16 protein-coding genes are annotated in these 18,722 nt (G+C 32.9%); all 16 read left to right on the top strand.

The genetic code is table 11. From position 1 onward, the window contains the following. Nucleotide 1: 1 nt before the first annotated feature. The 16 genes from I6U48_RS22485 (at nt 2) to I6U48_RS22560 (ending at nt 18,487) form a co-directional block, all read left to right on the top strand. A complete protein-coding gene (locus I6U48_RS22485) occupies nt 2–1,228 on the top strand; it encodes an efflux RND transporter periplasmic adaptor subunit (protein ID WP_218322722.1) in 1,227 nt (408 codons plus the stop codon). Between the two features lie 318 nt (nt 1,229–1,546). Then, nucleotides 1,547–2,326 carry a short-chain-enoyl-CoA hydratase gene (locus I6U48_RS22490; RefSeq protein ID WP_218322723.1) on the top strand — a complete coding sequence of 260 codons (780 nt, stop codon included), beginning with the start codon at nt 1,547–1,549 and terminating at the stop codon, nt 2,324–2,326. A gap of 145 nt (nt 2,327–2,471) precedes the next feature. Continuing rightward, nucleotides 2,472–3,317 carry a 3-hydroxybutyryl-CoA dehydrogenase gene (locus I6U48_RS22495; protein WP_218322724.1) on the top strand — a complete coding sequence of 282 codons (846 nt, stop codon included), beginning with the start codon at nt 2,472–2,474 and terminating at the stop codon, nt 3,315–3,317. Nucleotides 3,318–3,356: 39 nt separating this feature from the next. Continuing rightward, nucleotides 3,357–4,535, top strand: coding sequence for an acetyl-CoA C-acetyltransferase (locus I6U48_RS22500; RefSeq protein WP_218322725.1), 1,179 nt, complete (start codon nt 3,357–3,359; stop codon nt 4,533–4,535). Between the two features lie 173 nt (nt 4,536–4,708). Next, a complete protein-coding gene (locus I6U48_RS22505) occupies nt 4,709–5,137 on the top strand; it encodes a MaoC family dehydratase (protein WP_218322726.1) in 429 nt (142 codons plus the stop codon). Nucleotides 5,138–5,283: 146 nt separating this feature from the next. Beyond that, a complete protein-coding gene (locus tag I6U48_RS22510; protein WP_218322727.1) occupies nt 5,284–6,423 on the top strand; it encodes an acyl-CoA dehydrogenase in 1,140 nt (379 codons plus the stop codon). 23 nt (nt 6,424–6,446) lie between these two features. After that, nucleotides 6,447–7,226, top strand: coding sequence for an electron transfer flavoprotein subunit beta/FixA family protein (locus I6U48_RS22515; protein WP_218322728.1), 780 nt, complete (start codon nt 6,447–6,449; stop codon nt 7,224–7,226). Between the two features lie 142 nt (nt 7,227–7,368). Then, a complete protein-coding gene (locus I6U48_RS22520) occupies nt 7,369–8,370 on the top strand; it encodes an electron transfer flavoprotein subunit alpha/FixB family protein (RefSeq protein WP_218322729.1) in 1,002 nt (333 codons plus the stop codon). Nucleotides 8,371–8,483: 113 nt separating this feature from the next. After that, nucleotides 8,484–9,872 carry a sigma-54 interaction domain-containing protein gene (locus tag I6U48_RS22525; protein ID WP_218322730.1) on the top strand — a complete coding sequence of 463 codons (1,389 nt, stop codon included), beginning with the start codon at nt 8,484–8,486 and terminating at the stop codon, nt 9,870–9,872. 225 nt (nt 9,873–10,097) lie between these two features. Then, nucleotides 10,098–10,847 carry a CoA transferase subunit A gene (locus I6U48_RS22530; protein ID WP_218322731.1) on the top strand — a complete coding sequence of 250 codons (750 nt, stop codon included), beginning with the start codon at nt 10,098–10,100 and terminating at the stop codon, nt 10,845–10,847. 16 nt (nt 10,848–10,863) lie between these two features. Beyond that, nucleotides 10,864–11,526 (top strand): 3-oxoacid CoA-transferase subunit B, encoded by a 663-nt coding sequence (locus I6U48_RS22535; RefSeq protein WP_218322732.1) that lies wholly within the window; start codon nt 10,864–10,866, stop codon nt 11,524–11,526. 18 nt (nt 11,527–11,544) lie between these two features. Continuing rightward, a complete protein-coding gene (locus I6U48_RS22540; protein ID WP_218322733.1) occupies nt 11,545–12,684 on the top strand; it encodes an acyl-CoA dehydrogenase family protein in 1,140 nt (379 codons plus the stop codon). Between the two features lie 203 nt (nt 12,685–12,887). Then, the gene (locus tag I6U48_RS22545; RefSeq protein ID WP_218322734.1) at nt 12,888–14,594 is read left to right on the top strand and encodes a sigma 54-interacting transcriptional regulator; all 1,707 of its coding nucleotides are present in this window, start codon (nt 12,888–12,890) and stop codon (nt 14,592–14,594) included. 367 nt (nt 14,595–14,961) lie between these two features. Continuing rightward, nucleotides 14,962–16,515: an acyl CoA:acetate/3-ketoacid CoA transferase gene (locus I6U48_RS22550; RefSeq protein ID WP_218322735.1), complete on the top strand. Its 1,554-nt coding sequence runs from the start codon at nt 14,962–14,964 to the stop codon at nt 16,513–16,515. 185 nt (nt 16,516–16,700) lie between these two features. After that, nucleotides 16,701–18,095: a GntP family permease gene (locus I6U48_RS22555; protein WP_218322736.1), complete on the top strand. Its 1,395-nt coding sequence runs from the start codon at nt 16,701–16,703 to the stop codon at nt 18,093–18,095. A gap of 119 nt (nt 18,096–18,214) precedes the next feature. Continuing rightward, nucleotides 18,215–18,487 (top strand): hypothetical protein, encoded by a 273-nt coding sequence (locus tag I6U48_RS22560; protein ID WP_218322737.1) that lies wholly within the window; start codon nt 18,215–18,217, stop codon nt 18,485–18,487. The last annotated feature ends 235 nt before the right edge of the window (nt 18,488–18,722 follow it).

Here is an 18,722-nt window from a genome sequence, read left to right on the forward strand (position 1 = left end):
TATGAAGTTTAAAAAATTAAACAAAAAGTGGATTGTATTAATTGTTGTTATTCTTCTTGTAGGTGCAGGAGTTTATAAGGTTAAACATGGTAAGAAGCAGGCTCCTCAAGTGAGGAAGGAAGTTCAAAACGTTAAGTTGTATAAAATAACTACGCAAAATATATCCACAGATGTTACATATGCAGGAAAATTAGAGGCTGTAAAATCTGTTACGGTAAGTCCTAAAAACTCAGGAAAAGTTGCGACAGTCAATATTAACGTGGGAGATAAAGTAGCTGCTGGACAAACCCTTTTTACCCTTGATGCAGCATCGATTTCTGCAACCCTTCAGTCACAACAGGCAGCTCTTAATGTATCAAGAGCTAGTGTAAATGATAATATATTGAAGTATCAGCAAAGTGTTGCTAAAGATCAACTTACTTATAATGATGCTAGCAATAACTATGAAAAGCAAAAAAAATTATTTGATACAGGAGCAATATCTCAGAAGGATTTAGATGCTGCAAAGCTAGCTCTTGATAATGCTTCTGTAGCTTTACAAAACGATCAAGAGAACTTAAGACTTTTACAACAAGGTTCAACTTCTACATCGAGTGTTGCACAGGTAGCGCAAGCACAAGCTAATATTAATTCGACACAAGTGCAATTAAATGATTCAAATATAACATCACCTATAGCTGGTGTTGTATCTGTTAAAAATGTTGAAGTTGGTGAAATTACTTCAGGATCAGCAGGAAGTGTCACAGTAATAGATACATCTTCATTAATAGCACAAATAACTGTTCCAGACAAGGTCGTAGGTAAACTTCAAGTTGGTCAGAGTGTACCAGTGACAATTGATGCAGCAGGTAATAAGAGTATTACAGGAGTTGTAGACAACATAAGCCCAGATGTAGATTCTAAAAGCAACTCATATATAATTAAGATAAAAATAGACAACTCTAACGGAGAACTAAAGTCAGGTATGTTTGCTAAAATATCAATACCGGATCAACAGAAGGATACTGCTGTAGTTGTTCCAAACGAAGCTTTAAAGGAAGAAAATGGGATTAAATACTTATATACTGTAGAAAATAGCAAAATTAAGAAAATAGCTGTAGAAACAGGAATAGCTAATGATAAAATTACTGAAATAAAAACAGATACTATTAAGGTTGGAACTAATATTATTACCGAAGGACAGAGTCTTTTAAATGATGGTGATAAGGTTAATGTAGTTAATAAATAATTATATACAAGTTGCTTAATAAAAAAGCATTGATCTTTTAGAGATAAGATCAATGCTTTTTTATTGTATAAAATTTAAGATTTAAAATATTAGCAATGTGTAAAAATTGTAGACATGTAAATTATATATACAAAACTATTCTATTTAGCTTATTAGAACAAACAACTGGTAATTAAAAAAAAGTGTATAAATAATAGACGGTAAAATCTTATTGGTGGGATTTTACTTTTTTAATAATATTGTTGAATTTACAGGGCTTTTATAAAAATAGATGATTGGCATGCTTATTGCTGATATAAATGAGTGAGGAGGGATCATATGGAACATGAAAACGTTGTTTTAGATAAACAAAGTCATATTGCTATTCTAAGCTTTAATAGACCCAAAGCGTTAAATGCTTTAAATAGCGATGTTTTAAATGAGCTTAATCAAATATTAGATGAAATAAATAATGATGAAGAAATATATGTTGTAATAGTAACTGGTTATGGTAAAGCTTTTGTAGCAGGTGCAGATATATCAGAAATGAAAAATAAAACACCAGAAGAAGCCAGGAGATTTGCAGATTTAGGTTTAAGTGTTTTTAGAAAAATAGAACTCATGGAGAAGCCTGTTATTGCTGCTGTAAATGGATTTGCATTAGGTGGCGGTTGTGAATTAGCTATGAGTTGTGATATTCGCATAGCTTCAGAAAAGGCAAAGTTTGGACAACCTGAAGTAGGATTAGGAATTACTCCAGGATTTGCTGGAACTCAAAGACTTTCTCGCTTAGTTGGAATTGCTAAGGCAAAAGAGCTAATATTTACAGGTGATTTGATTGATGCTGTTGAAGCAGAAAAATTAAGTTTAGTAAACAAAGTTGTAGTACATGACCAATTAATGACTGAAGCATTAGTTTTAGCAGAAAAAATTGTTTCAAAAGCGCAAATAGCAATAAGATATTCAAAAACATCTATAAATAGAGGATTTGAAAGTGACATCGAAACAGGAATGCAAATTGAAAAGAACTTATTTGGGTTATGTTTTTCAACAGATGATCAAACAGAGGGTATGGAAGCATTTTTAGAAAAAAGAAAAGCAAATTTTAAAAATAAATAGAGTATAGAATAAGCATGGCTGAAAGCAGACTTATCCTCCAGGGTATATTACCAAGCCTCAGTAGGATAAAAACTTTTAATCAGTCTGAAGCTTAGTATTTTGAAAATCTATGAGTATGAATGTTTAAGATTAAAAGGAGGAAAAAATGAAAGTATTTGTTTTAGGAGCAGGAACAATGGGTTCAGGGATTGTTCAGACTTTTGCTCAAGCAGGTTATGAAGTAGTAATGAGAGATATCGAAGAAAGCTTTGTTCAAAGGGGATATGGAGTAATAACTAAAAGTCTTGAAAAAAGCGTTCAAAAAGGAAAATTATTAGAAGAAGAAAAAAATAAAATTCTCAGCAGAATAACGCCTACAACAGATATAAATTTAGCTAAGGAAGCAGATTTAATTATAGAGGCTGCTATTGAGAATATGGCTATTAAGAAAAAAATTTTTGCTGAATTAGATGCATTATGCAAACCAGAAGCTGTACTTGCGACTAATACATCTTCTTTATCAATCACTGATGTAGCAAGTGCTACAAAACAACCAGACAAAGTTATAGGTATGCATTTCTTTAATCCTGTTCCAGTAATGAAGCTAGTAGAGGTTATAAAAGGAATTGCTACTTCTGAAGAAACTAAAAATACAATTATTGAAATATCAAAAAACATTGGAAAAGATCCAGTAGAGGTTGAAGAAGCTCCAGGTTTTGTAGTTAATAGAATACTTATACCTATGATAAACGAGGCAGTAGGAATATTAGCAGATGGTGTTGCAAGTGTTGAAGATATTGATTTAGCAATGAAACTAGGTGCAAACCATCCAATAGGACCTTTGGCATTGGCAGACTTAATAGGTAATGATGTATGCTTAGCAATCATGGAGGTATTATACTCAGAATTTGGTGATTCAAAATATAGACCTCATCCTCTACTAAGAAAGATGGTTAGAGCAGGATATTTAGGAAGAAAAACAAAAAAAGGTTTTTATGATTATACAAAATAATAAATATATGTATTTTAAAAATTGATTAGAGGTGTGGTAATGAGAGAAGTAGTTATAGCAAGTGCAGTAAGAACGGCTGTAGGATCTTTTGGAGGAAGTTTAAAAGATATATCAGCAGTTGATTTAGGAGCTTTAGTAATTAAAGAAGCACTAAATACATCAGGAATAAAACCTGAATTAGTAGACGAAGTAATAATGGGAAATGTACTTCAGGCTGGTCTTGGACAAAATACAGCTAGGCAGTCTTCAGTAAAGGCTGGTATTCCAGTAGAAACTTCCTCCTTTACTATTAATAAGGTTTGTGGTTCTGGACTTAGAGCGGTCAGCTTAGCATTTCAAATGATTCTATCTGGGTACAATGATATTATAGTCGCAGGTGGAATGGAAAATATGTCAAGATCTCCATATTTGTTGAATAATGCAAGATGGGGACAAAGAATGGGAGACGGAAAGTTAATAGATGAATTAATTACAGACGGACTTTGGGATGCTTTTAATGGATATCACATGGGGATTACAGCAGAAAATATAGCAGAGCAATGGAATATAACTAGAGAAATGCAAGATGAATTTGCTTTAAGCTCTCAATTAAAAGCTGAAATAGCCATAAGAGAAGGAAGATTCAAGGAAGAAATAGTTCCAGTAATTATACCTCAGAGAAAAGGAGAACCAAAAATATTTGACACAGATGAGTATCCAAGAGCAGGAGCAACTATTGAAAGTATGTCAAAATTAAAACCTGCATTTAAGAAAGATGGAACAGTCACTGCAGGTAATGCATCAGGAATAAATGATGGGGCAGCAGCTTTAGTTATAATGAGTGCTGAAAAAGCAGTAGAGCTTGGAATAAAGCCATTAGCTAAGATTGTATCTTTTGGTTCTAAAGGATTAGATCCTGCTATTATGGGATATGGCCCTGTAGCATCAACTAAAGAAGCCATGCAAAGAGCTAACTTAACAATAGATGATATTGATTTAATAGAAGCAAATGAAGCTTTTGCAGCACAAAGCTTAGCTGTAGCTAAAGATTTAAAATTTGATATGAGTAAGGTAAATGTAAATGGAGGAGCTATAGCCTTAGGACATCCTATAGGAGCTTCAGGAGCTAGAATATTAGTTACACTTATTCATGAAATGATGAAGAGAGATTCTAAAAGAGGTCTTGCAACCTTATGTATAGGTGGAGGACAAGGAACAGCAGTTGTTATTGAAAGATAAGCTGCTGAACATTTAAGGTTTGAATGACAACATGAAATTGCTATAAGCTAAGGGGAAAGGCTGTGGACTTTTTCAAGCTGTGGACCCTAAGCCCCTTAGTTAAAATAAATTAATTGGTTTTGATAGATTAATATTAACTTATAATTTTAATATAAATGAAAGGGAGAATAGATATGCAAGGATTAACTATTGATCAAATAAAAATAGGTGATAAGGTTTCAGTTGAAAAAACTATATCGGAAACAGATGTATACCTTTTTGCTGGAATTACTGGAGACTTAAATCCGGCACATATAAACCAAGTTGTTTCAGAAAAGACAATGTTTAAAGGTAGAATTGCGCATGGAATACTGGTTTCAGGATTTATTTCTGCATGTCTTGGCATGTATTTACCAGGACCAGGAACAATTTATATGGGTCAGCAACTTAAATTTACTGCACCAGTTCATATTGGAGACACAATAAAAGCAGAAGTAGAAGTTATAGAAATGAATATAGAAAAAAATAGAGTTAAACTAAGAACTGTTTGCACAAATCAAGATGGAAAAGTTGTCATTGATGGAGAAGCATTAGTCATGCCTCCAAAGAAAGTTTCAGCATAACTAATTTCAGATAGATAAATAAAGCTATATAAAGTTAAATGTATTTTGTAAAGTTTTAATTTAAAAAGTTTTTAATAAAAAAGGTTTGTTTATTAACAAACAAAGTATATTAAAATATATATCTTAAATCAAGAGGAGGACCAATTATGGATTTTACATTGTCAAAAGAACAAGAACTAGTAAGACAAATGGTAAGAGAATTTGCCGAGAATGAAGTTAAACCATTAGCTGCAGAAATTGATCAAACAGAAAGATTCCCAATGGAAACAGTAGAAAAAATGGCTAAATACGGAATGATGGGTATACCATTTGCTAAAGAATATGGTGGAGCAGGTGGAGATACTCTCTCATATATATTAGCAGTTGAAGAGTTATCAAAGGTTTGTGGTACTACTGGAGTTATACTTTCAGCACACACATCTTTATGTGCATCGGTAATTGACAAATATGGTACTGAAGAGCATAAGAAAAAATACCTGGTACCTCTTGCAAAGGGAGAAAAGTTAGGAGCCTTTGGTTTAACAGAGCCAAATGCGGGAACAGATGCGGCAGGACAGCAAACAACAGCAGTACTTGATGGAGATAATTATATAATTAATGGACAAAAGATATTTATAACAAATGGTGGAAAAGCTGATATCTTTATAGTATTTGCTATGACAGATAGAAGTAAAGGAACAAAGGGAATCTCCGCATTTATAGTAGAAAAAGGATTTAAGGGTTTCTCAATAGGAAAATTAGAAGATAAGATGGGAATAAGAGCATCATCAACAACAGAGTTAGTATTTGAAGAATGTGTAGTACCAAAGGAAAATTTATTGAGCAAAGAAGGGAAAGGCTTTGGTATTGCTATGGGTACCCTAGATGGAGGAAGAATTGGTATAGCAGCTCAGGCACTTGGAATAGCAGAAGGTGCTTTCAATGAAGCTGTAGCTTATATGAAAGAAAGAAAACAGTTCGGAAGATCATTAGATAAGTTCCAGGGACTTTCATGGGCAGTAGCTGAAATGGATACAAAAATAGAAGCTGCAAGACACCTAGTATATAAGGCAGCATGTAAGAAGGATGCTGGACTTTCATATACAGTAGATGCCGCTAGAGCTAAATTATTTGCAGCAGATATAGCTATGGAAGTAACAACAAAAGCAGTTCAATTATTCGGCGGATATGGATATACAAAGGATTATCCTGTTGAAAGAATGATGAGAGATGCTAAGATAACAGAAATCTATGAAGGAACATCACAGGTTCAAAAGATGGTTATCTCAGGAAGCGTATTTAGATAATAAAGATTAAGGAGGCCAACAAAATGAACATAGTAGTTTGTTTAAAACAAGTTCCAGATACAACAGAAGTTAAAATAGATCCAAAAACAGGAACTCTTATAAGAGAAGGTGTTCCATCAATAATAAACCCAGATGACAAAAATGCATTAGAAGAAGCATTAGTATTAAAAGAAAAGACAGGAGCAAAAGTCACAATAATAAGCATGGGACCACCACAAGCAGAAAAGGCATTAAGAGAAGCAATAGCAATGGGAGCAGATGAAGCAATACTGATATCTGATAGAGCATTTGCAGGAGCAGATACATTAGCTACATCAAATGCATTAGCAGGAGCATTAAGAAAGTTAGATTATGATATAGTATTTGCTGGAAGACAGGCTATAGATGGAGATACAGCACAAGTTGGACCAGAAATAGCTGAGCATTTAAATATTCCACAGATAACTTATGTAGAAAAGGTAGATATTGAAGGAGACTTCTTAAAAGTACAAAGAGCATGGGAAGATGGATATGAAGTAATAAGTGTAAAAACACCAGTACTTCTAACTGCGATAAAAGAATTAAATGAGCCAAGATATATGCATATGGCAAACATCTTCGAAACATATAAAAAAGAAGTAAAGATATGGAGTGCAGCTGATATAGATGTTGACAAATCTCTTCTTGGATTAGCTGGATCACCGACAAAAGTTAAGAGATCAATGACTAAAGAAGCAAAAGGACAGGGTGAATTAGTGAATTTACCAGCAAAAGAGACAGCAGCATATGCAGTTTCAAAATTAAAAGAGAAGCACTTTATCTAAGCAGACATCCAAAATCTTAAGCAGGCATCTAAAATCTATGATTTTGAGATGATCGCTTACACAGAGTGTTGATTTTGAGATGGTCGCTTACTCATTCGACGGCAGGAGAAGGAGTTTCATATAAAAATAGGAGGGGTTTAGAATGAACATAGCAGATTATAAAGGCGTATGGGTATTTGCTGAACAAAGAGATGGAAAACTTCAAAAAGTAGCATTGGAATTATTAGGAAAAGGTAGAGAATTAGCAGATAAGTTAGGAGTAGAGGTAACAGCATTATTACTTGGAAGCGAAATAGATGATATAGCAAAAGAACTAGTAGCATATGGTGCAGATAAAGTAGTATATGCAGATAGTCCACTTCTAAAACATTTTACAACAGATGGATATACAAAGGTTATATGTGATTTAGTAGATGTAATGAAACCAGAAGCTATATTAGTAGGAGCTACATTTATAGGAAGAGATTTAGGACCAAGAGTAGCAGCAAGACTTGCAACAGGACTAACAGCTGACTGTACATCTCTTGATATAGATTTAGAAAATAAGAATTTGCTTATGACAAGACCAGCCTTTGGTGGAAATCTAATGGCTACAATAGTTTGTGGAGATCACAGACCACAGATGTCAACAGTAAGACCAGGAGTATTTGAAAAATTAGTTAAAGATACTTTAAGGAATGGAGAAATTCAAAAGATAGCTGCTAATTTAACAGAAACAGATATAAGAACTAAGACAATAGATGTAGTTAAAGCTTGTAAAGACTGCGCTGACATTGGAGAAGCTAAGATAATAGTTTCAGGTGGAAGAGGGATAGGAAGCAAAGAAGGCTTCGAAGTTCTAAAAGACCTTGCAGATGCATTAGGTGGAATAGTAGCAGGCTCAAGAGCGGCTATAGACAATGGTTGGTTAGATAAAGCATACCAAGTTGGACAAACTGGAAAAACAGTTAGACCAAATTTATATATAGCTTGCGGAATATCAGGAGCAATACAACATTTAGCAGGAATGCAGGATAGTGACTATATTATAGCTATAAATAAAGATGCAGATGCTTCAATAATGAAAGTAGCTGACCTTGCATTAGTTGGTGATTACAAAAAGCTTGTGCCTGAGCTTATAGCTCAAATAAAAGAATTGAATTAATCAAAAAAGTTATAGAATCTCTTTGTAGAATAAATGCAAAGAGATTTTGCTATTTTAGATTTCTTTAGATATTACAAAAAATATAGTATAATCATGTAAAAGAGGTGGTGCTAATGGAATGCGAAGATACACATGTTAAAAGTATATCTATAGTAGAAAGCCTATTAAATAATGAATGCTTTGATAACCATTTTCAAGGATTATTAGCAATAGATTTAAAAGGAGAGGTATTCTTTTGCAATTCATTTTTTTTAAGTATATTTGGACTTTCAGAAAACCAAATTATTGGAAAGAAAATTAATGATGTAATTCCAAACTGCAGGCTCTATGACACTATAATTCAAGATTCTTCTCAATGGGGGGAGATATTGAGATTAAATAATAGAGAGTTTGTTATAGGTAGATATCCCTTAAAGGAGCAAGGACAAACTGTTGGAGCAGTTTTAAAAACGTTGTTTCCAAATATGATTATAGCAAAAGAGGTCAGTAAAAAAATAGCTAACACAAATTGTTGGAATGATAGTAGCATTAAGTTGCATACTTGCATGGATATAATTGGAGAATCAAGTGAAATGTTATTTACTAAAAAGCTTGCAAGGAGAGCTGCAAGATCTACCTCTAATCTTTTGGTTACAGGGGAAAGTGGTACAGGTAAAAGTCTAATTGCAGAGGCTATACACAGCAGGTCTGTAAGAAGAGATGCACCTTTTATAAAAATAAACTGTGCAGCTATTCCAGAAACTTTATTGGAATCAGAACTTTTTGGATATGAGGAAGGCGCTTTTACTGGGGCAAGAAGGTCAGGCAAGGCTGGTAAATTTGAATTAGCTAAAGGTGGAACTATATTCTTAGATGAAATTGGTGATATGCCACTGCATATGCAGGCTAAGTTATTACAGGCGATTCAAGATAAACAGGTAGAAAGAGTAGGAGGAACAAAGACCATTTCTGTAGATATTAGAATTATTTCTGCCACAAATAAAAACTTAGAGAGTTTAGTTAAGGAAAATAAATTTAGAGAAGATTTATATTATAGACTTAAAGTATTAGAAATAAGAATGCCAGCATTAAGAGAAATAAAAGAAGATATTCCACTATATATAGAGTCTCTATTAGCGAAGATAAATAAAAAATTGAGTTCAGATGCAATAGGAATAACAAATGAATCCTTAAAACTATTAAAAAGTTATAATTGGCCAGGAAATGTAAGGGAATTAGAAAATTTTTTAGAATTAGCAGTTAACTATAGTGATGAAGAGATTATAGATATAACAAAGCTGCCTGAAAAACCTTGGGATAAACAAAAGAGTATTATAGATACCAAAGGCATAAGTGAAATTTCTTCAAAAGATTACAACGAAATTATTGATAAAACAGAAATTCAGCTTATAATTGAAGCCATAAAAAAATGTAATGGAAATAAATCAAAAGCTGCTAAAATGCTGAATATGCATAGATCTGTGTTATATAAAAAACTAAAAAGATTAAATATAAATTTGTAGTTGTTGTCTTCGATGTCCCTAAAGTGTACACTGATTTGTGCACTTTAGGGACATTTTTTATTGAAGGATAAGAATAAACAGTTGTTATTAAGACGTTTTAGGCAATTGGAAATTGATCAAATAGTCATTTATATTGCTTGCGAAGCATGTTGTGTGAATTACCAAGATAATGGCATATTAATTGCTAAAGTTATAAGAGAAAATGTTTTTAAAGGAGGTTTTAAAGTGAAATCAAAAATAATGTCAATTGATGAAGCACTAAGTATTGTTAAAGATGGTACAAAGCTAATGATGGGAGGGTTCCTAGATGTGGGATCACCATTAAAATGTATTGAAAAACTAATAGAATTAGGTGTAAAGGATTTAACTTTAATTGCTGTAGCACCTGGATTAGATGGTTTTGGAAAAGCTATGTTATATAAAAATAAAATGGTGAAAGAACTTATTTCAAGTCATGTAGGAACAACTTCAGAATCTACAAAAGAGTATCTAGAAGGCAATTTGATAGTAAAAGAATTTTATCCTATGGGTACTTGGATGGAAAAAGTTCGTGCCGGAGCAGTGGGTCTTCCTGGAGTGTTAGTTCCAGTTGGTGTTGGTATATTAGAGGATCCAGAGTTGTTTCCACTTAGGAAAGAAACTAAGAAGGTTATCAATGTAGATGGAGTAGATTGTTTTGTTGAACCTGCCCTTACAGCTGAAGTATCAATAGTAAAAGCATGGAGAGCAGATGAGCTTGGAAATCTCCAGTATAGATATACTGGATTAAATAACAATCCTGAAATTGCAATGGCAGGAAAATACACCATTGCAGAAGTTAATGAAATAGTTCCAGTTGGAACAATATTACCAGAATGTGTTGGAACTCCTGGAGTTTTTGTAAATGCAGTGGTTCAAGGCCATACGTTAGAAGAACAGCAAGATATCTATAGGAAGATGTGGCTTTCAAAAGGTAAATTAAGTAAGAATGAATAATAAAGGAGGAACAAACATGGATGTTAGGGAAATAATTGCAAGAAGAGCAGCACAAGAATTTAAAAATGGAGAGGTTGTAAATTTAGGGTTTGGAATACCAACACAAGCTGTGAACTACCTTCCAGAAGGAGTAGAGATAATACTTCATTCAGAAAACGGTATTTTTGGATTTGGACCTAAACCAAGCTATGACAAAGCAGATTCTGATATGGCCAATGCAGGCTCAGAGCCAATAACCTTGCCTAAAGGTGCAGCAATAATGCCTTTAAATATATCCCTAGGTGCTATGAGAAAAGGATATATAGATACAACAGTTTTAGGGGCGCTAGAAGTAGATCAGTATGGAAACGTAGCTAATTGGGCAACCAAAAGAAATGATTTGTGGTGGCCAGGTATTGGTGGAGCTATGGAACTGACCTATGGAACTAAAAAAATTGTAGCAGCTCTTGTCCATACAGATAAGAATGGAAATTCAAAGATAGTAAAACAATGTACGCTACCCTTAACAGGAAAAAAATGTGTAAAAACAATTATTACAGATAAGGCTGTATTTGATGTAGGAGATAAGGTTCTAGTTTTGAGGGAGGTATTTCCAGGGTTAACAGTGGAAAATATAAAAGCAATAACTGAAGCAGATTTTGTTGTTTCTGAAAATTTAAAGGAAATGAATTTGAAATAAGAATTGGGATGTGATTTGATGAATATAAGCAAGAAAAAGTTGTTTTTAGATACTAAGGATTTTTGTGAAAATTATATTAAACCTATAGCAAAGCAACTAGATGAAATTAGTGAATTTCCTAAGGAACTCTTAAAACCTATGAGGGAACTTAAACTATTTTCTCTACATTATCCTAAAGAATATGGAGGTCTAGAATTAGATTATGAAACTTCCTTTGGAATTATAAGAGAAATTTCAAAATATAGTGCTGGTATCGGGCTGTTATATGCAGTTCATTGGATGGCAGCAGATGTATTGATGAAATATGGAACAGAAAAGCAAAAAGATAAATACTTAAAAGATATTGTAGAAGGAAATAAAATTGCGGCTTATGCGATAAGTGAACCAGCTGCTGGGTCAGATGCTGCAGGTATAAAAGCAACTGCATCAAAGGATAAGGATCACTATATATTAAATGGAAATAAATATTTCTGTACAAATGGTAGTTTAGCTGACATTTATATTGTAGCCTGCAAAACCGATGAAGAAAAAGGAGCTAAGGGTATTAGTTTATTTATTGTTGAAAAAGATACAAAAGGTTTGGAAATAACAACTGTAATTGACAAGATGGGTTGTAGAAGTTCAGTAACTACGGATCTTGTATTAAAGGAATGCAGAATATCTTCTGAAGATATGATAGGAGAACAAGATAAGGGATTTAAAATTGCTATGGATGGGTTAGTAGGTGGAAGATTAGGCATGTGTGCAATTGGAATAGGAATAAGTGAAGCCGCACTTAATAAGGCAATTCATCATTCTAATAATCGCATAGCTTTTGGTAAGCCAATAAGTAGTTTATATGCTATTCAGAGTAAGATTTCAGACATGTATATAAGGCTAGAAGCATGTAGATTACTTTTCAAAAAGGCCTGTAAAGTAAGAGAAAGCAATAAGGACTATTCTATAGAAGCTTCGGTTGCAAAAGTATTCATTGGCGAAGCTGTAAATTTAATTTGTTATGAAGCCATTCAGATAATGGGTGGGCATGGGTATGTAAGAAATAATGAAGTAGAAAGACTTTATAGAGATGGTAGACTTATAGATATAGGTGTAGGAGCTAGTGAAGTTTTAAATATGGTTATAGGTAGCTCTATATTAAAAATGAATTCTGTAGACTAATTTAAGATTTAGATAGTAATAAACTGGCACTATGTAAAAGCATAGTACCAGTTTTTATTTAATGTTATAATATTATTATAAATTTTACTTGTTTAAAAAGCTTTTGAGACATCTGTTATGACTCCACTAAATATATTGAAAAAATAAATAGCAAGAGTTTTGATTAATCGTATAAAATTATATTTTAAGAGGTGATATGTTTTATGTTTTTTAAAGAATGTTTTCATTTGATGGCAGAAAATATAGATGAAGCTTTAATAGGAGTAGATAAAAATGGAATGTTATTTATTATAAATAAGAAAGCAGAGGATTTGCTCGGTATTAGTGCTGAAAAAGACATAGGTAAACATGTAGAAAAGGTTATACCTGAAACAAACTTACCTAGAGTGTTGAAAACTGGTGAGAATGAAATAAGTCAGAGATTCATTGCAAATAGTAGAGAGTTTATTACAAATAGAATTACTGTGATTATGGAAGAAAAAGTTGAAGGCGCAATAGCCATTTTTAGAGATATAACTGAGCATAAAAAATTACAAAAAGAACTGTATGATGATAAGCTATATATAGATATATTAAATACTATCATGGATACGCTTAATGAGTGTGTAGTTGTAATAGATGAAAAAGGACTAATTACAATGATGAGTAAGGCTTATAAAGAGTTTTTGGGCTGCAGTAATCCAGAAGGTAAGCATGTAGAAGATATAATAGAGAATACTAGAATGTATAAGGTTATACAAAGTGGTAACTTGGAACTAGGAGATGTTCAAGATATAAAGGGGAACAAAATGATTGCTATGCGTGTGCCTCTTAAAGAAGATGGCAAGGTTGTCGGTGCTGTAGGTAAAGTAATATTCAAAGACATTGGGGATTTCTATACCCTAAGTAAGAAGTTAAGCAACCTAGAGAAAGAGGTTGAGTTTTATAAGAATGAGCTTGGAAAAGAAAGAAAAGCAAAGTATTCTATTGAAAATATAATAGGAGATTCCCCAAGTGTACAAAAAGTGAAATCTTTAGTAAAGAGAGTTGCAAGAACTAATTCTAATGTTTTAATAATTGGTGAAAGTGGCACGGGTAAGGAGTTATTTGCACATGCGATTCATAATGCAAGCAAACGAAATTTAGGTCCTTTTATAAAGATAAATTGCGCGGCTATTCCATCTGAATTATTGGAAGCAGAATTGTTTGGTTATGAAGAAGGTGCTTTTACTGGAGCAAAAAAAACTGGTAAAAAGGGAAAATTTGAACTTGCTAATGGAGGAACTATATTTTTAGACGAAATAGGTGATATGCCTATGGAAATGCAGGTTAAGCTTTTAAGGGTAATTCAAGAAAGGGAAATTGAAAGAATAGGTGGAAATATATTAAAGGAAGTTGATGTTAGAATTATTGCAGCTACAAATAAAAATCTCGAAGATAGTGTTAAAGAGGGAAAGTTTAGAGAAGATTTATATTATAGACTTAACGTTATGAAAATCCCTTTACCTTCCTTAAGGGAAAGAAAAGAGGATATTCCGATGATAGCAAATTCATTAAGAATTAAAGTAGCTAATCGTTTAGGAGTATACGTAGAAGGAATATCTAAGGATGCACTAGATTGCTTAGTTAATTATGATTGGCCAGGAAACATTAGAGAACTTGAAAATGTTATTGAGAGAGCGGTAAATTTGTTAGATTCAGATTTAGTTATAAAATTAGAAAATCTTCCTGAAAGATTAGTAAAAAATAAATTTAAACGTTATACTAATGAGGGAAAATATTTAAAGGATATAATCGAAGAAGTTGAAAAGGACGTAATTGAAGAATGCTTAAGAAAAAATAATTGGAATAAAAATAGAACAGCTCAATTGCTTGGTATAAGCAGGGCTGGTTTATATAAGAAAATAGAAGAATATAAATTGGAAAGTTAAATTATAAATTCTATGCTTATAGAGTTTCCAACCCTATAAGCATAGAATTTTTTTTATAAAGACTGTACATATATAAAATATAATCAATATTCTCAAAATTAATGTAAAAAATATATACATGTAAAAAAAGTAGACATTGTTAAAAGTTAGTCAATGTAAGCGTTTTGATAAATAAGAGGTATAAGGTGTATATTTTGTGTACATCTTATATTTTTATATAAAGTATGTCTAAATTTTAATAATCTACAAGCCTTGATATTCAGGGTATTATAGTGATTTAAAGCAATATTAAAGTTATATTAAGCTTGGCATGACAATTGCTATACATAATTACACAGGATCAATATTACGTAGAGGGGGTCAAAGAATGAAATCAAAAGTTATCTCAAAAGAACAAGCTGTTAATCTGATAAAAGACGGAGCTACTGTCGCAGTCGGCGGTTTTATTGGATGCGGTCATCCTGAAGAAATTACAATAGAAATAGAAAAACAATACTTGGAAAAACAGATTCCTAAAAATTTAACACTGGTCTACGCAGCTGGTCAGGGTGACAGCCAAAATAAGGGACTAAATCATCTAGGACATGAAGGATTAGTAAAAAAAGTAATAGGAGGTCATTGGGGATTAGCTCCAAAGCTTCAAAAATTAGCTTTAGAAAATAAGATTGAAGCATATAACTTACCTCAGGGTGTTATATCGCATATGTATAGGGATATTGCTGCAGGAAAACCTGGTACGGTAACTCATGTTGGGTTGAAAACCTTTGTAGACCCAAGAATTGAAGGCGGTAAGCTTAATGAAGTAACAAAAGAGGATATAGTAAAGGTTGTTAACATTGAAGATAAAGAATACTTATTGTACAAAGCTTTTCCTATAGATGTTGTAATTTTAAGAGCTACTTATGCAGATGAAGATGGAAACGCAACGTTAGAAAGAGAAGCAGCAACGCTAGATGGAACAGCAATGGCTCAAGCGGCTAAAAATTCTGGTGGAATAGTAATTTTACAAGTTGAGAAGATTGTAGCTAAAGGGTCACTAGATCCAAGAAAAGTTAAAATTCCAGGAGTATATGTTGATGCTATAGTTATGGCATCTCCACAAAATCATATGCAGACTTTTGGAGAAGCTTATAATCCATCCTATTGCGGAGACGTAAAACTACCAGTAGATTCGATAGCTACGATACCGCTAGATGAAAGAAAGGTAATAGCAAGAAGAGCAGCTATGGAACTTGTGTCAAATGCAGTAACCAATTTAGGTATTGGAGTACCAGAAGGAGTAGCCATAGTTGCAAATGAAGAAGGTATTGGACATGAAATGACTTTAACTGTAGAGGCAGGAGGAATAGGTGGAGTGCCAGCAGGTGGATTAAGCTTTGGAGCTTCAATAAATCCAGAAAGCATACTAGATCAGGCAAGTCAATTCGATTTTTATGATGGTGGTGGATTGGATGTAGCTTTTTTAGGACTAGCTCAATGTGATAAACATGGAAATGTAAACGTTAGTAAATTCGGACCTAAAATCGCTGGCTGCGGAGGCTTTATTAATATCACTCAAAATGCTAAGAAAGTTGTATATTGTGGAACTTTTACTGCAGGTGGTTTAAAAGTGAAGGTGGCAGATGGAAGATTGACTATAGAGAAAGACGGAAAATTTAATAAGTTTTTAGATACAGTAGAACAGATTACTTTTAGCGGAGAATATGCTGTGGATATTGGACAACCAGTACTTTATATAACTGAAAGAGCAGTATTTAAGTTAACTCGGGAAGGTTTGATTTTAGAGGAAATTGCACCAGGGGTAGATTTAGAAAAGGATATATTGGCACATATGGATTTTAAACCAATAATATCTTCAGAATTAAAGATTATGAATGAAGATATATTCAGAGATGAATTAGTTGGAATAAAAATAGCTTAATCTATTATTAAGCTTTCAATCAATTATTTAAGTTCATTATATTTTTAAAGGAAAAAGAGAAAATACTAAATTTAACTTATTTTATTAAAATTAATGAAGTAAATATTCTTAGCTGCCAATAAGTAAATTATATATTTATGAGTATATGCTAGGCAGCTAAGAGAAAATAAATGGAGGTATTATAAATGGCAGAATTAGGTATTATTTTAAGCTTAGGACTATTAATATTTATGGCCTATAGAGGCTTCTCGGTTATCTTTTTTGCACCAGTTTTTGCATTATTAGCTGCTTTATTTTCTGGAATGGCTCTTTTGCCGACTTATACAGAAGTATTTTTACCGAATCTAGCAAACTATGCAAAGGTATACTTTCCGTTCTTCTTGCTAGGAGCTGTATTCGGTAAAGCAATGGAAGAATCAGGCGCAGCAAAATCAATTGCTAAAGCCATTGTAGAGAAACTAGGAAAAAGAAATGCTATTTTATCTGTTGTGTTATCAGCGGCTATACTTACTTATGGTGGTGTAAGTCTTTTCGTTGTTGCCTTTGCTGTATATCCATTTGCTGCTTCTATTTTTAAAGAAGCGGATATACCAAAAAGACTTGTTCCAGCGACTATTGCATTAGGAGCATTTACATTTACGATGGATGCACTTCCAGGAACTCCACAAATTCAGAATTCAATACCAATGAAATATTTTAACACAGACCTTTATGCAGCTCCAGTTTTTGGAATATTAGGAACAGTTATTATTTTAGCTAGCGGCATAGCTTATTTAGAGTGGTGTAAACGTAAGGCTCAGGCTGCAGGAGAGGGATATGGTGAAGGACATACTAATGAGCCAGTAATTGTTGAAGATGTTAGTTTACCAAACCCAATTCTAGCAGCAATACCATTAATTTCAGTGCTTGTAGTTACATTAATATTGCAAAAATCAATATTCCCACACTGGAATATTAGCTCATGGGTAACTAAAGCTCCTTATAATATAGCAGAAACAGGAGTTATAGGAACAATGAATAACTGGGCACTTATTATTGGATTAATTTTCGGTATTGCTCTTGCATTCATTATAAATCCAAAGCGTATAAAAGGTAATGTAGCGAAAGCAATTAATGCTGGTGCTATAGGTTCTTTGTTAGCTGTAATGAATACATCTTCAGAAGTTGGTTTTGGTAATGTTATTAAAACTCTTCCAGGATTTAAATCCATAGCACATGCTCTAATTAACATTAATCCTCATGGTAGTCCATTATTATCAGAAGCGGTTAGTGTTAACGTATTAGCTGGAACTACAGGATCAGCATCTGGTGGTATGAGTATAGCTCTAGATATGTTTAGTAAAAAATACATGGAATGGGCAGCAAGCTCTGGCGTTAGTCCTCAATTACTTCATCGTGTAGCTTCTATGGCTTCAGGTGGATTTGATACATTGCCTCATAATGGAGCAGTTATAACGCTTTTAGGAATCGCAGGATTGACACATAAGCAATCCTACAAGAATATGTTTGTTATTACCTTAATAAAGGCTGGAACTTGTTTCTTATTAATATTCTTACAAAGCATCTTACACTTTGTTTAATTAAGCGAAAATCTTATTTTAATCATACAGCCATGGGAACTTAGTTCATGGCTGTATTTATTTTTGCATATAAAGGAATAATAGAGTACATAGAATTATTTGCATTGGAGGTTGAAGATATGAAATATATTGAAGACGTATTGGAAGACATAAAGCAGATTGATGGACCATCAGGGAAACTAAGAGATAGAATTTTAGATGCTTATGATGGATATGAATATAATGGTGTATCAGAAATCAGTATAGATAGGTATATAAAGGAAGACACAATGAAGGCAAAAGCCTATAGAATAGGTGCTAACTATCCTGGCTCACCTAAAATAATAGCTTTAATAGATGATGGAAAGGACCATTATGTTTCAACTGTTATTGATGCTTATATAAAAGAATAAAAATAAAGAGCTGCTTCTATTTAGACAAACACGACTGAAAGTAGAATTATGTTACGTAAGGGAGCATATACAGGTTTGTGTAAATCAAATCTGTATACGCTTTTTTTATCTTTTTTAAGTTAATATACTCCAATATCTTATAAGAACCCTATGCTGTTATTACATTGAGTGTACACATTGTTTGTGTACATCATGTAGTGCTTCCATCATTGCCTCTGCTAGAGTTGGATGAGGA

This window comes from Clostridium thailandense, from assembly GCF_019207025.1.
Taxonomy (GTDB): Bacteria; Bacillota; Clostridia; order Clostridiales; family Clostridiaceae; genus Clostridium_AM; species Clostridium_AM thailandense.

What these genes read in the sequence shown, in the direction of transcription:
- I6U48_RS22545 (WP_218322734.1), top strand. Translation starts at nt 12,888, where the DNA reads ATGTTTTTTAAAGAATGTTTTCATTTGATGGCAGAAAATATAGATGAA.
- I6U48_RS22555 (WP_218322736.1), top strand. Translation starts at nt 16,701, where the DNA reads ATGGCAGAATTAGGTATTATTTTAAGCTTAGGACTATTAATATTTATG.
- I6U48_RS22500 (WP_218322725.1), top strand. Translation starts at nt 3,357, where the DNA reads ATGAGAGAAGTAGTTATAGCAAGTGCAGTAAGAACGGCTGTAGGATCT.
- I6U48_RS22525 (WP_218322730.1), top strand. Translation starts at nt 8,484, where the DNA reads ATGGAATGCGAAGATACACATGTTAAAAGTATATCTATAGTAGAAAGC.
- I6U48_RS22535 (WP_218322732.1), top strand. Translation starts at nt 10,864, where the DNA reads ATGGATGTTAGGGAAATAATTGCAAGAAGAGCAGCACAAGAATTTAAA.
- I6U48_RS22490 (WP_218322723.1), top strand. Translation starts at nt 1,547, where the DNA reads ATGGAACATGAAAACGTTGTTTTAGATAAACAAAGTCATATTGCTATT.
- I6U48_RS22540 (WP_218322733.1), top strand. Translation starts at nt 11,545, where the DNA reads ATGAATATAAGCAAGAAAAAGTTGTTTTTAGATACTAAGGATTTTTGT.
- I6U48_RS22510 (WP_218322727.1), top strand. Translation starts at nt 5,284, where the DNA reads ATGGATTTTACATTGTCAAAAGAACAAGAACTAGTAAGACAAATGGTA.
- I6U48_RS22560 (WP_218322737.1), top strand. Translation starts at nt 18,215, where the DNA reads ATGAAATATATTGAAGACGTATTGGAAGACATAAAGCAGATTGATGGA.
- I6U48_RS22495 (WP_218322724.1), top strand. Translation starts at nt 2,472, where the DNA reads ATGAAAGTATTTGTTTTAGGAGCAGGAACAATGGGTTCAGGGATTGTT.
- I6U48_RS22505 (WP_218322726.1), top strand. Translation starts at nt 4,709, where the DNA reads ATGCAAGGATTAACTATTGATCAAATAAAAATAGGTGATAAGGTTTCA.
- I6U48_RS22515 (WP_218322728.1), top strand. Translation starts at nt 6,447, where the DNA reads ATGAACATAGTAGTTTGTTTAAAACAAGTTCCAGATACAACAGAAGTT.
- I6U48_RS22550 (WP_218322735.1), top strand. Translation starts at nt 14,962, where the DNA reads ATGAAATCAAAAGTTATCTCAAAAGAACAAGCTGTTAATCTGATAAAA.
- I6U48_RS22520 (WP_218322729.1), top strand. Translation starts at nt 7,369, where the DNA reads ATGAACATAGCAGATTATAAAGGCGTATGGGTATTTGCTGAACAAAGA.
- I6U48_RS22485 (WP_218322722.1), top strand. Translation starts at nt 2, where the DNA reads ATGAAGTTTAAAAAATTAAACAAAAAGTGGATTGTATTAATTGTTGTT.